14 protein-coding genes, 1 tRNA gene and 1 pseudogene are annotated in these 15,706 nt (G+C 64.6%); 7 read left to right on the top strand and 9 right to left on the bottom strand.

Translation table 11 applies throughout. The features are described 5' to 3' along the window. Positions 1–164: 164 nt before the first annotated feature. The 5 genes from OKW29_RS39540 (at position 165) to OKW29_RS39520 (ending at position 5,499) form a co-directional block, all read left to right on the top strand. Positions 165–977 (top strand): helix-turn-helix transcriptional regulator, encoded by an 813-nt coding sequence (locus OKW29_RS39540; protein ID WP_090803503.1) that lies wholly within the window; start codon positions 165–167, stop codon positions 975–977. 140 nt (positions 978–1,117) lie between these two features. Beyond that, the gene (argH, locus tag OKW29_RS39535) at positions 1,118–2,524 is read left to right on the top strand and encodes an argininosuccinate lyase (RefSeq protein ID WP_429294694.1); all 1,407 of its coding nucleotides are present in this window, start codon (positions 1,118–1,120) and stop codon (positions 2,522–2,524) included. A 363-nt stretch (positions 2,525–2,887) separates the two neighbouring features. Next, complete coding sequence (locus OKW29_RS39530; protein WP_429294693.1) at positions 2,888–3,421, top strand: TonB C-terminal domain-containing protein; 534 nt, start codon at positions 2,888–2,890, stop codon at positions 3,419–3,421. Positions 3,422–3,790: 369 nt separating this feature from the next. Beyond that, entirely contained in the window at positions 3,791–5,098 is a 1,308-nt protein-coding gene (locus OKW29_RS39525; protein WP_187616021.1) for an MFS transporter, read from the top strand. A gap of 221 nt (positions 5,099–5,319) precedes the next feature. Further along, on the top strand, positions 5,320–5,499 hold the full coding sequence (locus OKW29_RS39520) for a hypothetical protein (RefSeq protein WP_429294692.1): 180 nt from the start codon (positions 5,320–5,322) through the stop codon (positions 5,497–5,499). Positions 5,500–5,533: 34 nt separating this feature from the next. Here the strand turns inward: OKW29_RS39520 and OKW29_RS39515 are convergent, their stop codons facing one another. Both OKW29_RS39515 and waaC read right to left on the bottom strand, forming a co-directional pair. Then, on the bottom strand, positions 5,534–5,668 hold the full coding sequence (locus OKW29_RS39515) for a hypothetical protein (protein ID WP_260321106.1): 135 nt from the start codon (positions 5,666–5,668) through the stop codon (positions 5,534–5,536). A gap of 519 nt (positions 5,669–6,187) precedes the next feature. Next, entirely contained in the window at positions 6,188–7,192 is a 1,005-nt protein-coding gene (waaC, locus tag OKW29_RS39510) for a lipopolysaccharide heptosyltransferase I (RefSeq protein ID WP_429294691.1), read from the bottom strand. A 220-nt stretch (positions 7,193–7,412) separates the two neighbouring features. Here waaC and OKW29_RS39505 point away from each other — a divergent pair, with 220 nt between their 5' ends. Then, on the top strand, positions 7,413–8,849 hold the full coding sequence (locus OKW29_RS39505; protein ID WP_429294690.1) for a chloride channel protein: 1,437 nt from the start codon (positions 7,413–7,415) through the stop codon (positions 8,847–8,849). A gap of 225 nt (positions 8,850–9,074) precedes the next feature. Here OKW29_RS39505 and minE read toward each other — a convergent pair whose 3' ends face one another. The 5 genes from minE to map form a co-directional block, all read right to left on the bottom strand. After that, on the bottom strand, positions 9,075–9,329 hold the full coding sequence (gene minE, locus OKW29_RS39500) for a cell division topological specificity factor MinE (protein WP_008922443.1): 255 nt from the start codon (positions 9,327–9,329) through the stop codon (positions 9,075–9,077). A gap of 14 nt (positions 9,330–9,343) precedes the next feature. Then, entirely contained in the window at positions 9,344–10,159 is an 816-nt protein-coding gene (gene minD / locus OKW29_RS39495; RefSeq protein WP_184065409.1) for a septum site-determining protein MinD, read from the bottom strand. 106 nt (positions 10,160–10,265) lie between these two features. After that, positions 10,266–11,114 (bottom strand): septum site-determining protein MinC, encoded by an 849-nt coding sequence (gene minC, locus OKW29_RS39490; RefSeq protein WP_184065407.1) that lies wholly within the window; start codon positions 11,112–11,114, stop codon positions 10,266–10,268. Between the two features lie 210 nt (positions 11,115–11,324). After that, complete coding sequence (locus OKW29_RS39485; protein WP_429294689.1) at positions 11,325–11,858, bottom strand: GNAT family N-acetyltransferase; 534 nt, start codon at positions 11,856–11,858, stop codon at positions 11,325–11,327. Between the two features lie 91 nt (positions 11,859–11,949). Next, a complete protein-coding gene (gene map, locus OKW29_RS39480) occupies positions 11,950–12,735 on the bottom strand; it encodes a type I methionyl aminopeptidase (RefSeq protein ID WP_184045630.1) in 786 nt (261 codons plus the stop codon). A gap of 612 nt (positions 12,736–13,347) precedes the next feature. Between map and OKW29_RS39475 the strand changes: the two are divergent. Next, positions 13,348–14,060: pseudogene (locus OKW29_RS39475) on the top strand (methyl-accepting chemotaxis protein); the annotation flags it as partial. Between the two features lie 134 nt (positions 14,061–14,194). On the opposite strand, the gene OKW29_RS39470 reads toward OKW29_RS39475, so the two are convergent. Both OKW29_RS39470 and OKW29_RS39465 read right to left on the bottom strand, forming a co-directional pair. Continuing rightward, positions 14,195–15,430 (bottom strand): hypothetical protein, encoded by a 1,236-nt coding sequence (locus OKW29_RS39470; protein ID WP_429295011.1) that lies wholly within the window; start codon positions 15,428–15,430, stop codon positions 14,195–14,197. Between the two features lie 74 nt (positions 15,431–15,504). After that, a tRNA-Ser gene (locus tag OKW29_RS39465) sits at positions 15,505–15,595 on the bottom strand. Positions 15,596–15,706: the final 111 nt, after the last annotated feature.

The raw sequence follows: 15,706 nt of genomic DNA, 5'->3' as shown, positions 1-15,706 counted from the left end.
GGTTGCCGCATTGGCGGACAAAAGCCGGGTGTGGCCGACGCAGGTCACACCCGGCTTTTCTCATTGCGCGAACCCTGCCGCTACAATAGAGCCCGCCATGTACCAGTACAAGTTCGGCAATTATTCTGGTATCTCTATTACCCCCTCCACGCGCAGCCGATAGCATGACGACGCCGTCTTCCGCCGATCACCCGCCGCCGCTCGACGCCACCCCGGCCCGCGCGCTCGGCGACTTCATCCGCGCCCATCGCGAGCGGTTGTCGCCGCAGGCGGTCGGGCTGCCGCCGGGACCGCGTCGCCGCACGCCCGGTCTGCGGCGCGAGGAAGTCGCGCAGCTGTGCGGCGTGAGCCCGACCTGGTACACGTGGATCGAGCAGGGCCGGCCAGTGTCCGCTTCCGCCGATGCGCTCGCGCGCATCGCGGTCGCGTTGCAGCTGTCGCGCGCCGAGCGCGCGTATCTGTTCGAACTGGCCGCGCAACGCGATCCGGCCGAGCCCGACCCGGCCGCCGCCGATGCGCCCGCCACGCTGCTGCAAACCGTGCAGCTCATCGACACGCCCGCCTACGTGCTCGACCGGCAGTGGAATGCGCTTGCGTGGAACGAGCGCGCGGCCGATCTGTTCGTCGGCTGGCTCGACGGCGCGCACGACCGCAACCTGCTGCGCTACACGTTCACCGAGCCGGCCGCGCGCGCGTTGATCGTCGATTGGGAAACGCGCGCGCGGCGGCTCGCCGCCGAATTCCGCGCCGACTCGATCCGCCATCTGAACGATGCGCCCACACGTGGGCTGATCGATTCGCTGTCGGCGGCGAGCGACGAGTTCGCACGCTACTGGGCCTCCCAGGACGTCGGCGGGCGCGAAGGTGGCAGGCGCGAGTTCAACCATCCGCGCGACGGGCGCATCGTGTGTGACCAGATCACGTTCAAGCCCGCGCATCGCGAGGATCTGAAGCTCGTGGTGCTGGTGCGCGAATAGGCCCGCGATGGGCGGCAGCGCTTTGGCCGCCCTCACCCGGTGTTAAAATCTTCGTCTTTCTTCGCTGCGGCGGCGCTTCTGCACGATTCGCGCGCTCGCGTTGCCAGCCTCTTCACCGCTCGTTTTTACCGCCCAACACCATGACGTCCCAATTGCACAAAAAAGGCGAAGCCTGGTCGGCCCGCTTCTCGGAGCCGATGTCGGAACTCGTCAAACGCTACACGTCGTCGGTTTTCTTCGACAAGCGTCTGGCGTTCGTCGACATCGAAGGGTCGCTCGCGCACGCGTCGATGCTCGCCGCGCAGAAGATCATTTCCGCCGACGACCTCGCCGCGATCCAGCGCGGCATGGCGCAGATCAAAGGTGAAATCGAGCGCGGCGAGTTCGAATGGCAGCTCGATCTCGAAGACGTGCACCTGAACATCGAAGCGCGCCTGACCGCGCTGATCGGCGACGCCGGCAAGCGCCTGCACACCGGCCGCTCACGCAACGACCAGGTCGCGACCGACATCCGCCTGTGGCTGCGCGGCGAGATCGACCGCATCGGCGAGCTGCTCGCCGAACTGCGCGTGGCGCTGCTCGAGATCGCGGAGAAGAACGCCGCGACCATCATGCCGGGCTTCACGCACCTGCAGGTCGCGCAGCCCGTCACGTTCGGCCACCATCTTCTCGCGTACGTCGAAATGTTCTCGCGCGACGCCGAGCGCATGATCGACTGCCGCAAGCGCGTGAACCGTCTGCCGCTCGGCGCGGCCGCGCTCGCCGGCACCAGCTATCCGATCGACCGTCACGCCGTGGCGAAGACGCTCGGCTTCGACGGCATCTGCGCGAACTCGCTCGACGCAGTCTCCGACCGCGACTTCGCGATCGAATTCACGGCCGCCTCCGCGCTCGTGATGACGCACGTGTCGCGCTTCTCCGAAGAGCTGGTGCTGTGGATGAGCCCGCGCGTCGGCTTCATCGATCTGGCCGACCGTTTCTGCACCGGCTCGTCGATCATGCCGCAGAAGAAGAACCCGGACGTGCCCGAACTCGCGCGCGGCAAGACCGGCCGCGTGAACGGCCATCTGATGGCGCTGCTCACGCTGATGAAGGGCCAGCCGCTCGCGTATAACAAGGACAACCAGGAAGACAAGGAGCCGCTGTTCGACACCGTCGATACGGTCGCCGACACGCTGCGCATCTTCGCTGAAATGGTCGCCGGCATCACGGTCAAACCGCAGGCGATGCGCGACGCCGCGCTGCAAGGCTTCTCGACCGCGACGGACCTCGCCGACTATCTCGTCAAGCGCGGCCTGCCGTTCCGCGACGCGCACGAAGCAGTTGCGCTCGCGGTGCGCGTGTGCGCCGATCGCGGCTGCGATCTCGCGGACCTGACGCTCGACGAAATGCGCGGCGAACTGCCGAACGTCGCGCATCTGATCGGCGACGACGTGTTCTCGTATCTGACGCTCGAGGGCTCGGTGGCGAGCCGCAATCATCCGGGCGGCACCGCGCCCGAGCAGGTGCTGGCCGCGGTGAAAGCGGCGCGTGCGACGTTGAAGTAATCGACGCCTGGGCAGCGCCGTGAGCCTGAGCTTGCGGCGTAGCTGGTTGAACCGGGATCGAAAAGGCGAACCCGCTTGGCGGGTTCGCCTTTTTTATTGCCGCGTGTGAATGGCGAATCGAAGGCAAAAGAAAGCCCGCCAGAAGCGGGCTGAAAAGACTTCCACCGATACCTCAGCAAGAGGCCATCAGAGTGTAGGCGGGTTTCGCTCGCCGACCAATGCGCGCAACATTTCCGGCCATTACAGCGGAAAGCAAAGCGCCTCAGCGGGACACGCACAATGACATCCGGCGGGCGAACGCCAATTGAATCCCGGCGGTTTTTGACTACCATTCAATCAGGTTCTCCTCGCGGTTCGTCGACGATGCTCTCTCGCACTTCTCCCCCTCCTGTTTCTCGCCGTGTGACTCTGCGCTCCTTCACGGCCGCTCGCATGCATCGGCTATCGCTCGCCGCGCTCGGTGTTGTCGCCGTGGCCGGTTGCACGATCACACCGCTGACGCCGCACGAAACCGTCAGCACACCGGTGGCCGCGATCAACAGCGCGACGCTCGATCAATATCGCGACGCGGTCGCACGACGGATCGTCGAGCGCAATCCGTCGTATGTGCTCCAGGGCAGGCCTCAGCCGATGCTGCGCTCGCTGGTGGTGGTGTCGTTCACGGTCGATCGTTATGGACACATCGTCGAGTCGTCCGTGTATCGCACGAACGGCGACGACGAAGCCGAAAGCACCGCGCTCGCGACGCTGCGCCGCTCGGCGCCGCTGCCGCTACCGCCCGGCAAGCTACTGAACGGCCGCGGCCAGCTCGAGCTGTTCGAAGACTGGCTGTTCAACGACAACGGCAAATTCCAGTTGCGCGAACTCGCCTCGCCGCAAGCGGAAACGTACGACTGAGCGCGGTTGGCGCGTGCGCTGACACGCACCGCCCAGCGCATCCGCGCATGGGTCGGCCACGCGCGAGCTACTCGAGTCATCGCGCATAACTCATAAAGCCGCCCTCGTTGCCGCGCAAACTTACGCCGCCATTGCTGCGCGACGAGCGCGCTCGCTATAATTTTCCGATTCCCCGCGCCGGAGCCTTCCGGCATGGCTCACGCCGTCCGCACACCCGCCGGCGCGGCGCATGAGCCGACTGCAGTGCCGCGCCGCCACCCCGCGTGCGGCGCCCAAACCTATACCTCAACGAGGATGCCGCCCTTGCGCGCCGCCCGTCTGCGACGCACGGCTCAGCGCGCCGCGGCCTCATACAATTGGAGACCCTGCATGTCCACTTCGCCGATTTCCGCCGCTCAGCCCGCAAGCGGGCAAAACAGTAGGGCGCGGATCATCTTCGCGAGCTTCATCGGCACCGCGATCGAGTTCTACGATTTCTATGTCTACGCGACCGCCGCGGCGCTCGTGATCGGACCGGTATTCTTCCCGCATGGCTCGGCAACCGCGCAGGCGCTGTCGGCGTTCGTCACGTTTGGCATCGCGTTCGTCGCGCGACCGATCGGCTCGTTCCTGTTCGGCCACTTCGGCGACCGCATCGGCCGCAAATCGACTCTGGTCGCGTCGCTGCTCGTGATGGGCCTGTCGACCACGCTGATCGGCTTCGTGCCGGGCTACGACGCGATCGGCAGCCTCGCGCCGATCCTGCTGTGCGTGCTGCGTTTCGGCCAGGGTATCGGCCTCGGCGGCGAATGGGGCGGCGCCGCGCTGCTCGCCACCGAAAACGCGCCGGCCGGCAAACGCGGCTGGTTCGGCATGTTCCCGCAGCTCGGGCCCTCGATCGGCTTTCTCGCGGCCAACGGCCTGTTCTTCGCGCTCGCAATGTCGCTCTCCGACGAGCAGTTCCGCAGCTGGGGCTGGCGCGTGCCGTTCATCGTCAGCTCGGTGCTCGTCGCGCTCGGGCTGTACGTGCGGCTGAAGATTGCCGAAACGCCCGCGTTCCAGGTAGCGATCGAGCGCAAGGAGCGCGTGCGCGTGCCGATCGCGACGCTGTTCTCGCAGCACTGGCGGCCGACCGTGCTCGGCGCGCTCGCGATGGTGGTCTGCTACACGCTGTTCTACAACGCGACGACGTTCTCGCTGTCGTACGGCGTGGGGTCGCTGCATATTCCGCGGCAGACGTTCCTCGGCCTGCTATGCATCGCGGTCGTGTTCATGGCAATCGCGACGCCGCTGTCGGCCCGTGCGAGCGATCGCTTCGGGCGCAAGCCGGTGCTGATCGTCGGCATCATCGCGGCGATCCTGTCGGGCTTCACGATGGCGCCGCTGCTCGGCAGCGGCGAGCCGTTGCTCGTGCTGCTGTTTCTCGTGATCCAGCTGTTCCTGATGGGCGTGACCTTCGCGCCGATGGGCGCGCTGCTGCCGGAACTGTTTCCGACCAACGTGCGCTATACGGGCGCCGGCGTCGCGTACAACCTCGGCGGGATTCTCGGCGCGTCGGTGGCACCGTATATCGCGCAGGTGCTCGCCGCGCACGGCGGCTTGGCGTGGGTCGGCGCGTACGTGTCGGTCGCCGCGGCCGTGAGCCTTGTCGGCGTGCTGTGCATGCGCGAGACGCGTGATGAGAGTTTGATGAAATGATGCAAGGCGCATCGACGGAACAACGCTTTCGTCGATGCGCGTTTGCCGAGGTTCGATCGATGCTGCACCCGCGCAGTTTTTACGCGTCTGCGGCAGCATGCAGAGAGCATTATTTCCTCGCTGTTTCCGCGGCCCGGCACGGGTAAAACCCCCGCCTTGCGCGTCCTTTTGACTTGCCTATACTCCCCTGACATAACCCTATAAAAAACGGGGAGATCCGCATGAACGTCCATCTTCACAATGCCGATATCGTGACGATCATCGCGCTGGCCTTGCTCGGCTCGCTGCTGCTCGCGCTGCGCTTCCGTCCGACGACATGGAAATCCATTGTCGTCGAGGCGATGGCCGCGAACGCCGCGGCCATTGCCGCGGTGGTCGCGTTCGAAATGCTGGTCGCCTGAGGCTGGTGCTCCGGGCCTGAGCACGGCGCGCGGCTTAGCGGTAGTAGTAGCCGTGATGGTAGTAGCCACCGCCGCCGTAGTAATAGCCCGGCGCCGGCGCGATCACGCAGCCGCCGAGTGCCGATGCGAGCAGCGTGCCGGCCACGAGAGTCAGGATCAAGCGTTTCATGTTGTTCTCCATCGAGTCAGATTGATTCGAGCGCAAACCCCGAATGACCCGATTGGACACGATGCGCGCCGCAGCGAACGTTGCCATTTGTAAGGGAACATCACCGAGCTGTTACAGGACCGGCGCGCTGGATCGGCGCGTTCGATCGACCGCCCCGCTGCCGCCAGATCGCGCCACCATGGCGGAAAACACCGCCTATACTCCGTTGAGCGCACTGTCGCGATAGCAGCCTTGCTGGCCGCGCCGGCGTCGCCGCAATCGAGCGGTTCGACGCGCGCCGTGCGAGCCTCGACGCACCGCGGCGTATCAGTTTGCCGCCCTGCGTCCGCGCATCGGACGCTTCGGCGTCCAACGAAAAGCGACAGTTTTAACAGACGTGTAATCGATTCCTCTCCGCCCGCTGTTCCCCGACACGGGCGTTCTTTGAGGCGCGACGATGCAGTCCCCGCCAGCAAGGGTGGACTACGCATCGCGCCTCTTTTCTTTTGCGCAAACGATTGCGCGAGCGCGCGAACGAACTCAGGCGGCGGCTGATGCTTGCTGCATCGCGAGCACCGGCTCTGCCGCGTACACGTAGTCGATCGCTTCGAGCGCCGCGCTGATGGGGGGCACCGAGTCGCCGTCGCCGATCGAGGTCGAGCGATACGGCGCCTCGACGCCGCAATGCGATGGCGACGTCGCGACGAAGATCATCACGGTGCGCTTCTGCAGCGCATGCGCGAGGTGCACGAAACCCGTATCGGTACCGACCACGAGCGCGCACGCGTCGATCATCTGCGCAACTTCGGTCACACTCAATGGCGGCAGCACGGTCGCGCCTGGCACCTGCGCGGCGATCTGCCGGGCTTCGGCAAGCTCACCGTCCGAACCCCACGGCAGCACCACACGGAAACCGCGCTCGCTCAACTCGCGTCCAAGCGCCGCCCAGTGCGTGAGCGGCCATTTCTTGTCGGCTTTCGAGGTGGCGTGAAAGAGCGCCGCGACAGGCGCGTCTGGCGTCGCGAACGGCTGCGGGACGGTTTCGGGTAGCTGCAGGTCGTAGATGGGCGGCCCTTCCACTTCGTAGCCGAGCGCCTCGCTGGCGCTGATGCGCATGCCGTGCCACGCGTTTCCTTGCGGACGTGGGCCGAAACGCCCGGTGTAGGCGAACGCCGCGCCACGCTCGCCCAGATCCAGGGATTGATAGCCGATGCGCCGCGACGAGCGCGCGAGGAAGGCGATGATCGCGCTCTTGTAGACGCCATGAATGTCGATGATGTAGTCGTAGCGATACGCGCGCAGCTCGGCGATGGATGCCCAGATCGCCTTCAGATCACTCCAGCGACGCGCCTTCTTGAAGCGGCGCAGCGGCGCGCACAGCACGCGATCGACGCCCTGGCTCCAATGCACGACTTGCGCGAATGCTTCGTCCGCCGCCCAATCCACCTGAACGCCAGGAAATGCGCGTTTGATGTCGGCGACGACTGGCAACGCCTGCACGATATCGCCTAGTGAAGTGACCTTGACAATAAGTATTCGCTTCATTGAGGGTCTGTTCGTTGTTCCAAGTTGAAACTATTCTAGCTGACGTTTTTACCGATCCCGCCAAATGGCCATTGCGCGCGCGGTCCGATTCTCAATACGGCACGTTACAGCAAAAAATATCCGCCTGATGATTCACTTCACTTCATTATTTCAAACATCTTTCACGTATTCTGGTCGGTCCCGCACGCTTTATACTTGGCCCTTTGCACGAATCTCATTCATGTCCCGGCCCTTCCCTTCCCGTTCGCCCGCTGTCATGCGTCGCGCAAAACGCCTGTGGCGGCAATACGGCATCTTCTGGCTCGGTGCAATCGCCGTCGGCCTGGTCGCGGTGCTGTACGCGCGCCTGATCGACTGGGGGTATGACGCGTTTCTCGATGTCCGGCAGCGGCATGTGTGGGCGCCGCTCGTGATCACGCCCGCGGTTGCCGCACTCGCGGTCTGGCTCACGCGCAAGTTCTTTCGCGGCTCCGAGGGCAGCGGCATCCCGCAGGTCATCGCAACGCTGCACACGAAACAGCGCGGATACGGCACGCGGCTGCTGTCGCTGCGAATTCTGCTCGGCAAAATCGGCGTGTCGTTTCTCGCGATTCTCGGCGGCTTTACGATCGGCCGTGAAGGACCGACCGTGCAGGTCGGCGCCGCGCTGATGTTCAATCTGCGCCGGTTCTATCCGCGCTCGAATGCGCAGATCGAACGGCAGCTCGCGTTGGCGGGCGCGGCAGCGGGTTTGTCGGCGGCGTTCAATACACCGCTCGCGGGCGTCGTATTCGCAATCGAGGAATTGACGCGCAGCTTCGAGGCGCGCACGAGTGGCGTGCTGATCACGGCGATCATCATTGCGGGTGTCGTCGCACTGGGCCTGAACGGCAACTACACGTATTTCGGCACGATCCAGATCGGCGCGCATTTCCCTGATCTGCTCGCCGTCGCGGTGGTGCTCACCGCGATCGTCACGGGAATCGCAGGCGGTATCTTCGGCTGGCTGCTGCTCAATACCGCGCGCTGGATTCCGGAGCCGCTGCGTCAGTTGCACGGCGAGCGGCCGGTTGCGTTCGCCGCGCTGTGCGGCTTCGCGATCGCGGTGGTCGGCGTGATCTCGGGCGGCACGACGTTCGGCAGCGGCTATACGGAAGCGCGCGGCCTGCTCGAGGGACACGAGCAGCTGTCGGTGTTCTATCCGTTCCTGAAGATGATCGCGATGGTCGGCTCATACCTGCCGGGCATTCCGGGCGGCATCTTCGCGCCGTCGCTGTCGATCGGCGCGGGCTTCGGCAATCTGCTGCACATGGTGTTCGATTCGATGCAATTGCCGATGCTGATCGCGCTCGCGATGGTCGGCTATCTGGCCGCGGTCACGCAGTCGCCGATCACTTCGTTCGTAATCGTGATGGAGATGATCGACGGCCACGCTCTCGTGATTTCGCTGATGGCCACCGCGTTGATCGCGAGCCGAGTGTCCCGCCTGTTCGCGCCGCCGCTCTATGAGTCGCTCGCCGAGCGCTACGTGGCGCCGCTGCCGCAGCCCACGCCTGCGCCGGTGCCGGAAGTGCCCGAGGTCGAGGTGCCGGAAGCGGAAAGCGAGGACGGCGAGCCGAGCGCCGACGATGCCGCAGACGACATCACGACGGATACCGCCGACTCGCCGCGTCAGTAGATGCGCGAGGGCGACGCGAGGCTGACGTTGCGCGGGTAACGGCACCGCTGGAGTGCAACGGTTCCGTTTCGACCGGGAAATGGCGAGCGCCGTGGAGATGCGAAGAGACGGCTTCAGACAGAAGCCAGAGGACGAGCCGAACGCCGCACCGCATCACGTCGCTGCGACGCGACGCCATGCGACGTCCTGCACATGATGCGAGATGGACCGCGGTCCATCCGAAGCTCAGGCCTGGGGTATTTCGATCTTGACTTCGAGCACTTCGAGATCGTCCTGACGCTCGAGACTCACGCGTATGTCGTCGTCGGAAATCTTCACGTACTTCGAGATCACGGCCACCAGTTCGCGTTGCAACGCAGGCAGATAATCGGCGGGCGCATGGCCGCCGGCGCGCTCGTGCGCGATGATCAACTGCAGGCGTTCCTTCGCTACCGACGCGGACTTCTTTTTCTCGCCCAGCAAAAACGAAAGAATCGACATTACGTGCGCTCCCCTTACTTGGTGCCGAAGAGGCGCTGCAGCAGCCCGGGCTTCTGGTAATCGACAAAGCGAAGCGATTTCTGCTCGCCGAGGAAACGCGACACGACGTCCTTATAGGCTTCGGCCACATCGGTGCCGTCCAGATGCACGGCCGGCAGACCCTGGTTCGACGCGTGCAGCACCGCTTCCGATTCCGGAATCACGCCGATCAGATCGATGCGCAGAATTTCCTGGATGTCGGTCAGCGACAGCATTTCGCCTTCGCTGACGCGCTTCGGGTTGTAGCGGGTGATCAGCAGGTGCTCCTTGATCGGCTCCTTGCTTTCGATCGCGCGCTTGGTCTTCGACGACAGGATGCCGAGAATGCGATCGGAGTCGCGCACCGACGACACTTCCGGGTTCGTCACGATCAGCGCTTCGTCGGCGAAGTGCATCGCAAGCAGCGCGCCCGACTCGATACCGGCCGGCGAATCGCAGACGATGTATTCGAAGTCCATCGCGATCAGATCGTTGATGACCTTCTCGACACCTTCCATCGTCAGCGCGTCTTTATCGCGCGTTTGCGAGGCCGGGAGGATGAACAGGTTCTCGCATTTCTTGTCTTTGATCAGCGCCTGATTCAGATTCGCTTCGCCCTGGATCACGTTGATCAGGTCGTACACGACGCGGCGCTCGCAGCCCATGATGAGGTCGAGGTTGCGCAGGCCGACGTCGAAGTCGATCACGGCGGTCTTGCTGCCGCGCAACGCGAGGGCCGACGCAAAGCTCGCGCTCGTGGTCGTCTTGCCCACGCCACCCTTGCCCGAAGTCACCACAATGATTTTTGCCATTACCCTTACCTTGTGTTCGTCAAATGCGTCAATTGGTGCGCGGCCCGCCTCGCCGTGAAACGCCGCGTGCCGCAATCGCTCGGGGCAGCGCGCGTTTCGCGGCGCTTTACGTGAGCCGCAGCGGTTCGATCATCAGTTTTTCTTCTTCGAGCCAGATCTGCACCGGCTTGCCGAGCACGTCGGCCGGCAGCGGGTTCTCGGTCGTTCGATAGATGCCCGCGATCGAGATCAGTTCCGGTTCGAGACACGTGCAGAAGATGCGCGCGTCGTGATTGCCCTGCACGCCGGCCAACGCCCGGCCGCGCAGCGGCGCGTAAATGTGGATGTTGCCTTCCGCGATCACCTCGGCGCCATAGCTGACCAGACCGAGCACGACCAGATCGCCTTTTGCGTAAATACGCTGACCCGAGCGCAACGGCTTGTCGACCACCATCGTTTGCGGCGACGTGGCAAGACGCACCGGCTCGGCGGCGGGCGTGGGTTCGACGGCGGCGGCAGCGGCCGTGCCCGTGGCCGCGCTGGCGGCTGCGGATGCAGAGCTGGCGGACGCGCTCGTGCCCGCGCTTGCCTCGGTGCCTGCTGCCGCGTTTGCCGCGCTCGCCGTGCTGTCCTCATCGGCCTGCTTCGCCGGCGCGCCGCGGCGATCGCGCGCTTCGAGCAACGGCAATCCCGACTCCGTCGCCCACTGTTGCTCCGCATTCGCGACCACGCCGACCGGACGCATGCGCACGCTGTCGAGCAGTTGCGCGATGTCGGCGAGCGGCACGCGTTCGTTGCCGGCGAGACGCCGCACGTCGATCGCGACGACGTCGTTAGCGAAGAATTCGGGGGTCGCCTCGAAGCGTCGCGTCAGCTCGGCACGCATCGCATCGAGGTCGGTCGTTTTGACCACGAACATCAGCGTGTCGACAGAGCCGCTGCGCAGTTCGAAAAAGGGCGATTTCTTGGGCGACATAGCGTTCGGCGAAAAATTTTGCGTATTTTACAGGCGTACAAGCGCGCGGCCACTATTTTTCCCGGGAGAATCGGTGCTCGCGCGCGCGAGCGCAACGCGTGTCGTCGATGCGATCGACGCGCGACGGTGCGAAAGAAACGCTGGCGGGAAAAAGACCGTGATGAAGGGACGGCGAAGACGAGCGGCGCGCGCGACGCGCCGCTTGGGCGATCACTGCTGTAACACCTGCGAAGTAGTCGGCACGTGCCGCACCAGCAGACTTTCGACCTGCTCGGGTGCGCGCTCGACGCGCCGGTGCTCGCCGGTCGGGCCAAAGCCGAGCGCTTCGTAAAAGCGCATCGCGTTGCGGTTCGCGTCGGCCACCCACGCGTAGATTTCCGTGGCGCCCGCATTCGCGAGCCAGCTGCTCGCGGTATCGACGAGCAGCTCGCCGCCGCGCAGATGGCGCACGGCCGGCGCCACCCACAACTCGCAGACGAACGCGCGACGCGCCGCGGTGTCGTCGAAATGCGCCTCGATCAGCCCAGCCGGATGACCCTCGGTATAGAGCAGGAATGCACCGACGAACTGCGAAACCGCGTGATTCGCCGCGGTCGCGTCGAAACTGGCGGCGTCGGCCGACAACGCGTCCTCGAGCGTCGCGCCGAAGGCGTACGGCGCCTCCCGCAGCGAGGCCGTGCGGAGTTCGCGAAAAACGGCGCCCTGATCAGCAGTGATGCGGCGAACGGTCAATGACGGACTCATGCAGACGAAACCCCTGGAAACCCTAACGCGTAGCTTTAACCGAACCGGCCGGCGAGTCAAATTTATTATTGACCAGAATATGCGGTCCCGCTCACGGCGCGTCGTAGTCGCCCGTGCCGTCCGGCCACGGCGTCAGCAGTTCATAGCCGTCGTCGGTCACGGCGACCATGTGCTCCCATTGCGCCGATAGCGAGCGGTCCTTCGTGATCACGGTCCAGCCGTCGCGCTGTACCGACGTGCCGGCGCGGCCCGCGTTGATCATCGGCTCGATCGTGAAGACCATGCCCGGCTTCAGGCGCACCCCCTGCCCCGGCTGCCCATAGTGCAGCACCTGCGGGTCCTCGTGATAGACCTTGCCGATGCCGTGCCCGCAGTAGTCGCGCACGATCGAGAAGCCCTCGCGCTGCGCGACCTTCTGGATCGCGTGGCCGACGTCGCCGAGCGTCGCGCCCGGCTTCACCTCGCGGATGCCGGCCACCATCGCCTCGTAGGTCGTGTCGATCAGCGCACGCGCGACCGTGCTCGACTGGCCGACGCAGTACATGCGGCTCGTGTCGCCGAAATAGCCGTCCTTGATGATCGCGACGTCGATGTTGATGATGTCGCCGTCCTTCAGGATCTCGTTGCGATTCGGGATGCCGTGACACACGACATGATTGACCGACGTGCAGACGGTCTTCGGAAAGCCCAGATAGCCGACATTGGCCGGAATCGCTTTCTGCGTGTGGACGATGTAGTCGTTGCACAGCGCGTCGAGGTCGTCGGTGGAGACGCCTGCCTTGACGTGCTCGCCGATCATTGCCAGCACATCGGCCGCGAGGCGGCCCGCAATGCGCAGCTTCGCGATATCGTCGGGAGTCTTGTAGGTAATGGCCATGAATTCAGTCGATGTGAGTCGCGGGTCAAGCGTGAGACGACCCGCCGCGCCCGAAAGCCCGGCGGCCCGCAACCGCCGCTCGATTGGGCGATTTCGGGCAATTGTACAGAGGATCGCGGATGGACCCCGCGCAAATCGGCTGAAGCGGTGCGCGGCAGGAGGCGGTGGCGCTAGCGGAGCTATGCCGTGGCGCGCGCCCGAATCATAATGACGGGCTTTTGCTCGGCCAGCTTGCGGGCCTGCTCGTTCAGATGGACTGGCGGCAAAGGGACTCGAACGATCATCGAGCCGGACATCGTGATCGTTCAGTTTCCCGAACTAAAATTCGGGCGTCCCGTCATGCCGCCCGCTGCGTTCCGCCCTTCGCCATATCGTACGGATCACGCTGACTGCGGGCGTACTGCTTCGGCGCCATTCCCGACCAGCGCCGGAACGCGCGAATGAATGCCTTCTCCGACGCATCGGTGCACTATGCGTCGGTCGTCGCGCTCGGCAAGTCGGGCACCGCGATGTCGCGGGCGCGCTTCGGGCTCGATTGGGCGATGGCCAATCCGCACTCGCCGCAACTCGCGATACAGCTCGATCGCGCGAACGGTTTGCTCGCGGAATCCGATCGCCGCGGGCAACCAGGATCTGTCGCAACGCACCGTGAAGCAGGCTGCCTCGCTCGGCGAGACGGCCTCCGCGATGGAGCAGCTGACCGCGACCGTGCAGCTCAATGCGAGCAATGCCGAACAGGCGAGCGAACTCGCGCGCGGCGCGTCGAGCCTCGCCGCGCATGGCCGCGACGCGGTCGGCAGCAAGATCGGAACGATGCGCGCGATCCACACGGACTCGGCGCAGATGACGGGCATCATCAGCACGATCGAGAGCATCGCATTTCAGACCAACATCCTCGCGCTCAACGCAGCGGTCGAAGCCGCGCGTGCCGGCGACGAGGTCGCGGCTTCGCGGTCGTCGCCGGCGAGGTGCGCAGCCTCGCGCAACGCGCGGCCGCGGCCGCGGCCGCGCGCGAGATTGGCGCGCTGATCGCCGATTCGACGTCAAGCGTCGAACGCGGCGCGGGACTCGTCGAAGACGCGGGCGGCACGATGCAGCAGATCGAAGCGGCGATCGCGCGCGTGACCAGCATCGTCGGTGACATTGCGCAGGCGTCGCGTGAGCAGAGCGATGGGATTCAGCAGGTGGGCATCGCGATCACGCAGATGGACGAGGTCACGCAGCAGAATTCGGCGCTCGTCGCGGAAAGCGCGGCGGCCGCCGCGTCGCTCGCGGAACAGGCGCGGGCGTTGAGGGAGATGATGGAAGGGTTTCGGGTGGGATGAGACGCCCGTCCCCTCGCCTCGATACGCTGAAGGCAAGGGTTGGGCGCCGCTGTCAGGCCCGGCGACGTGCTGCCCTTGACACCGGGCAGCATCGACCACAGACGTGCGGGCCTGCTTACGTCGATATCCGCGGCTTAGTTGTCGGGATGGGCCGCCGTGAAGCTTTGGAACGCACTGTACGACGGATTCAACGGCGAGCCGTTCATCACGATGCCGAAGCTCTGGTCGCCGCTGTCGAGCACGTAATACATGACGGCCTGGATATTGTGCGTCTTGCGGTTCTGATAGAACTCGCCGAGCTTCGTCGTGATGTAGTTCCCACGATAGGACTCGTTTTGCTCCGGTCCCGTGTTCCACTCGGTGATGATGAACGGCACGCCATACCGGGCCTTGCAATAGATCGGCAGATCGAAGCCAGGTTGGGCGCCGTCCGCACCGAGGGAGAACACATCGCCATACACCTCGTAGTTGTGCCACGTGGTGATGTCCCAGCGCACGGTCGGGTGACCGCCGCTGCCATCCGGCTGATTACCGTCCCACAGCGCGTCCGCCGCGCCGACATCGTTCACGCAGAAATTGATGCCGCACTTCGCGTTCGACTGAACCGCTTTCACGCCGTCGATCATCCCGCGCATCACGCCGCGCATCACCGGCCAGTTCGCGTTGTTGAAGTCCGCTGCCTTCGTGCCCGCAGCGTTGAAGTCGAGCACGGTGGCGTTCGTGCGCGTCAACTCGTTGCCGCATTCGTAAATGGTCACGCCATAAGGTTTCAGTGCGTTCGCGACCGACTGCGCTACCGCGTAACCCTGGCTGTAAGCGGCATTCTCGCCAGCCAGCAGGTTGCCGTTGGAGTCGTAGACGCCCTGGTCGATCAGCGCGACCAACGTCATGCCCGCCGCCTGGAAAGCCTGTGCGAGCCCGATCGCCGCGTTCAGCTGGGTCGCATTGTTGGTGACGCCGACGCGATAGCTCGTGCAGCCCATGGCCTTCAGGATCGAGACGATCTGCTGGGGCGTGTACGTGTAGTCGAAGTGGCCGTTCATGCCATAGAACATGCCGGCCTGCGGTGTGATCGCGATGCGCGGATCGTTGCAATGCAGCCATAGGTTGGGGACGTCCGCAGTGACGTAGAACTCGCCCCCCGTGCCGCAATGCCAGATCTTGCCGCCGTAGAACAACACGAGCGACACGTTGTACGTATCGCCGACCGTCGCGCCGTTGCGGTAGATGACGCCGTTGGAGAGCGTCCACGTCGCGCCGAACTGGTCGATGATGTACGGCGCGGAAGGCAGTGAGGTGCCATCGGGCGACATGTTCGGGACACTCGCCTTCGCGACCGGCGACGTATTGTCCGCGGTGCTGGAGGTAATTGCCTTGGCAAAGCCATTCGAGAACTCAAAGCAAAAACCCCTTGATCTCGGTGAAATCAAGGGGTTTCAGAATTTGGCGGAAAGGGTGGGATTCGAACCCACGGTACGGGGAAACCGTACGCCTGATTTCGAGTCAGGTACATTCGACCACTCTGCCACCTTTCCGGGTATTCCAACTCGCTACTGCGTCGTCGGATCCAAGCGGGCCGTTGCTTGGGAGAAAAAGATTATAGAACAGCTCGAATCAGTTTTCCAAGCCCCCTCGTCCAAAAAATT

The organism is Paraburkholderia sp. CI3 (assembly GCF_050436505.1).
In the GTDB taxonomy this organism is placed as follows: domain Bacteria; phylum Pseudomonadota; class Gammaproteobacteria; order Burkholderiales; family Burkholderiaceae; genus Paraburkholderia; species Paraburkholderia tuberum.
The sequence above is the reverse complement of the archived record's forward strand: the minus strand, read 5'-3'. Positions and strand labels throughout refer to the sequence as shown.